This is a genomic window from Mycobacterium sp., assembly GCF_035653355.1.
In the GTDB taxonomy this organism is placed as follows: Bacteria; Actinomycetota; Actinomycetes; order Mycobacteriales; family Mycobacteriaceae; genus Mycobacterium.
The window spans coordinates 1-3,946 of record NZ_DASRBZ010000608.1 but is presented as its reverse complement, the minus strand read 5'-3'; the positions used below and the strand labels follow the sequence as shown (position 1 = coordinate 3,946).

The window sequence follows — 3,946 nt, the reverse complement described above, 5'->3', positions numbered from 1 at the left end:
AAGGATCAGGATTGGCGAGCCGTAGCTGATCGAGCTAGGCAGGTTGTTGGGGCGCAGGTAGGGCTGATCGACCTGGGTGAGGTCGAGCCGGATTTCGTGGCCGGGGGCCAGCAGCCAGTCGTTGCCGTAGAGCGGGAGGCGCAGCGTCCCGGTGAACGAGTCATAGCCGTCGAGGGTGTCGATCCGGTAGGTGCCGCGGGTCATCAGGTAGGCAGGGCCTCCGCCTGGCGGGAGATCCCAAACTCGTGCGTCGATCTGGGCTTGGGTCGTCATCGGGCTGAGCGTGTACGGGATGTCGACCTCGCCGAGGCCCACGTAGGTGAGGTGGTCGGGCAGCGGCTGCGAGTAGCCGGTGTAGCCCCCGAGCGCCGGGCCGCGGTCGGTGCGGCAGCCCTGTCCGGGCTCGATCACGTCGCTGACGATTGGGTCGGTGGCGGGACCGTTGGGATCAGTGAACCCGGTGTAGTTGGTGAGCGTGTGGCTGCCGCCTCCGTAGGTGATCGTCAGCGCGCCGTGCGAGAGCCCCTCCGGAGTGGTGGCGGTGATGTCATCCGCGGGGGTGCTGGCCGACGGCTGACCCGGCTCGCCGCTGCAGATCGTCGGCTCGGAGCTGACGGTCGTCTGCTCGCGGTGGCTGCCATTGATCTGCGACTGCAAGAACTGCCACGCCTGGTCGTTGAGCCGATGCCAGGTGTCGGGCTTGTTCTGCGCGAGGCTGTGGCCGACGTCGGCGACCGCCACCTCCACCGGCCACAGCGGGTCAAGTCGCTTGAGGTACTTGAACATCCGGAAGGACTCGACCGGCTCAAACAGATCGTCGGTCCACCCCTGGATCGAGAAGACCGCCACCTCGCGGCCGGCCAGCTCGGCGTGCCACTGCGCGTCCTGGTAGTAGGCCGAGCGCAGCACCGTCAGCCCGCGCGCGGCCTGCTGGAGGATTGGATCGGTCGAGACGTCGTACGGATCGCCGGTGGCCGTGATCCGGGTATTCCAGACCGGGATGTTCTCCTCGCAGTTGCCCGGCGGGCTGACGGCCGGGCAGTCCTGGTCTGAGGGCGGCGGCACGTCCGTGCCCTCGTCGAATACGCCTTTTGCACTGCCGTCCGCAAACAGCCCGGTGACCCAGCTGAGCTTCGGGACACCGAGTGGATTGGCGGTGCCGGGCGGACCCCAACCGGTCTGGGTATCGGGCTGCGCCTGCGAGGACTCATAGATGTCCTGGCCGCTCGGGCCGCCGCCGTGGCCGTTGGGCGCCAGCGCGTAGGCCAGGTCAGTCCACGGGTACTTGGGGATCGCCACCTGCAGCTGCAGCACCGGCAGCGTCGAATCCACAGAGTGCGGGAAGTCCCAGGTCGCCTGGCTGGCCTGCATCCAGCTCTCCCCGCCACCATAGGAGCCGCCAGTCACCGCCACCCGGTTGGGGTCCACATCCGGATAGGTGGCAGCCACCAGTGCCGCCAGCCACTGCGTGTCGCGGATCTCGTAGTCGCGGCTCTTGACGTGGATCGTCCCGTTCGGGGCGGACACAGAGGTGAATGACGGCGTGTCCGGCTGGTAGGCGGCATAGGTGCCGTCGTCGCGAAAGCCACGGGCGGTGTAGGTCAGCACGTAGTAGCCGTGCTCGGCGAACCAGTGGTTGTTCCAGTGGTACTTATCAGCACCGTCGCCCTCGTCGGTGGTCGACTCCCACTCATGCTTGTTGTTGCCAAAGCCGTGCAACATGATGATCAAGGGATGGGTGGTGCCGGTGTCCTGTACCGGCTGCGTGAGGTCCACGTCAAGCGTTGCCCCGTCAAAGCTCGGCACCTCACCCGAACAGATCCCAACACCGCCATAGGACGCGCCAGACGGGCTCTGCGTCGGACATGAGGCGGTGAACGAGGACGGCAATGTCGTCGCCGACGCCGAGGAGGCGGTAAACGCGGCACCCGCCAGCACCATCGCGGGCACCGCGAGCCTCATAGCGAGCCCTCTCATCTGCGGCCGCTCCTACCCGACGACCCTAGCGCCGAAACCGAGCGCCCTCGCCGGACGGGCTCGTCGGCTCGAGGAGGGATGGTTCGGCCAGGTGTCTGCTGCCGACCGGATCTCGCTGGCCTACAGCTCGGCTACCACAGCGCGCTACGCCGGCTCGGCCTCAATGACGCCTTCGCCGATCCGCGTCGGTCGCCAGCCGCTGTCTGCGAGCAGCCCCTGCCACTGCTCAGCCGTGCGTTCTCGGCCGCCAGCTATCACGAGCATCAGCAGGTCGAGCCACTTTGCGCCGTCCGGCGCGTTGCCGGGCTCGATCACGCTGTCCAAGATGACGAGCCGCTCGCCAGCCGCGCCACGGATCGTTTCCAGGATCTGTCGCGCCGAGCGGTCGTCCCAATCGTGGAGGATGGTCGAGAGGAGATGAACCTCGCCGTGCAGCACGGACTCGAAAAAGCTGCCCGCAACGAACGTACAGCGATCGCCCAGCGCCTGCTCGTCACGCACCGTCTCCGGAAGGTCGAACACGATGCCGCGCATCCGCGGATGGCGCACGAGCAACGCAACGAGCAGTGAGCCGCTGCCGCCGCCGACGTCGACGACGAGCTCGTCACCGTGCCAGTCGACGCTCTCGAGCCGCTTGAGGCGGCTCTGCCAGCCTTGCGCCATCGCACGATCGAACGCGGCCCGCTCGACAGGATGCGCCGCCAACCACTGCCAAAACTCATCTCCGTGGACGCGGGGGAAGGACGGCTCGCCGTCCGCGTCGAGCGCCGCTACGGCTTCCAGCCAGACGCCGGCGAACAGGTGAGCGAAGTCGTCCCAGCCGTCGCGCGCCAGTACCTCGGAGGCTGCGGTGTTGCGAAAGATGCCTGGTTCGGTCTCCTCGAAGATGCCGTCGCTCGCCAGCGCACGCAAGACGCGGTGCAGCGCGTCAGCATCGACTCCCCGCTCGCGTGCGAGCTCGGCGCTGCTCCGCGGGCCCGCAGACAGCGCCTGCGCCACGTGTAGATCGGCCGCGAGTCCGAGCGCGCGAGTCACCAGTGCGCCTCGCAGCGCGTCCCAGATGATCCCCTCAGCGTTCATGCGCTCACGCACGGAGGGACGCCGTCGCATCATCAAGCTCCACCCTCCAGGACGATACGGCGCGACCTCCTCGGCCTGCGGATTCACAGATCAGACTGAAGCCTCAGCCCCCCGCGGGACGGGCGTCCGGAGACCGCTGCTTTCGCCTGGACGAACGTACTCCGCGCCGCTATCGCAACGGCGACGTGCCAGCTCCGCCGAAAGTAGGAGCCCCGGTTCGCCGTCGCGGCGGAGGCGAGCTTCGACCGGCTGGATCTACGCTTGGTCCGTGAACCGTCCCCTGCCCACCGCGCTTGGGTGGAATCTGCCGTCGTGGCTTTTGGACTACGGTCCGGTGGCGCTGATCGCGCTTGAGAGCGCCGTGGCGATCCATGTGCGCCCGCACCCGTCCGGGGTGACGCCCCGGCTCCTGTGGCTGGGGCTGGCGGCCAACGTGCTGGCGCTGCTCATGCGCCACCGCAGGCCCCTGCTCGCGCTGGGCATCGTGCTGGCGGTGGCGGTCGGGCTCGATTACGGACCGCTCGTGATACTGCCGACACTGCTGGCGGTCTTCACCGTGGCCGAATACAGCGGCCGGCCGACGGTGCTGGCGGCGGGCGCGGTTGCGGCGAGTGCCCTGATCGTGGCCGAGCCGCTGCATTCCTACCACGAGGCGTTGCCGGCGGTCCTCTCGCGGATGGTCGCGGTGGGCCTGGCCGTGGCCCTCGGTCTGTACTTGCGCGCTCGAGCCGACTACGTCTCGGGCCTCCGCGACCGGGCAGAGCAGGCGGACCGCGAGCGCGAGCTGCTGGCCACCAAGGCGGTGGGCGATGAGCGCGTGCGGATCGCGCGCGAGTTGCACGACGTGGTCGCCCACAACGTGTCCCTGATGGTCGTGCAGGCCCAGGCG

The 3,946-nt window shown here is 68.5% G+C and carries 3 protein-coding genes; 1 reads left to right on the top strand and 2 read right to left on the bottom strand.

What is annotated here, in order from left to right:
• Both VFA16_RS21115 and VFA16_RS21110 read right to left on the bottom strand, forming a co-directional pair.
• Positions 1-1,977 (bottom strand): alpha/beta hydrolase family protein (locus tag VFA16_RS21115; protein WP_324969705.1); only part of this gene is annotated, 1,977 nt, incomplete at its 3' end.
• A gap of 144 nt (positions 1,978-2,121) precedes the next feature.
• Positions 2,122-3,144 (bottom strand): methyltransferase, encoded by a 1,023-nt coding sequence (locus VFA16_RS21110; RefSeq protein ID WP_324969704.1) that lies wholly within the window; start codon positions 3,142-3,144, stop codon positions 2,122-2,124.
• A gap of 181 nt (positions 3,145-3,325) precedes the next feature.
• On the opposite strand from VFA16_RS21110, the gene VFA16_RS21105 reads away from it, so the two are divergent.
• On the top strand, positions 3,326-3,946 hold a 621-nt coding region (locus VFA16_RS21105; RefSeq protein ID WP_324969703.1), incomplete at its 3' end, for a histidine kinase dimerization/phosphoacceptor domain-containing protein.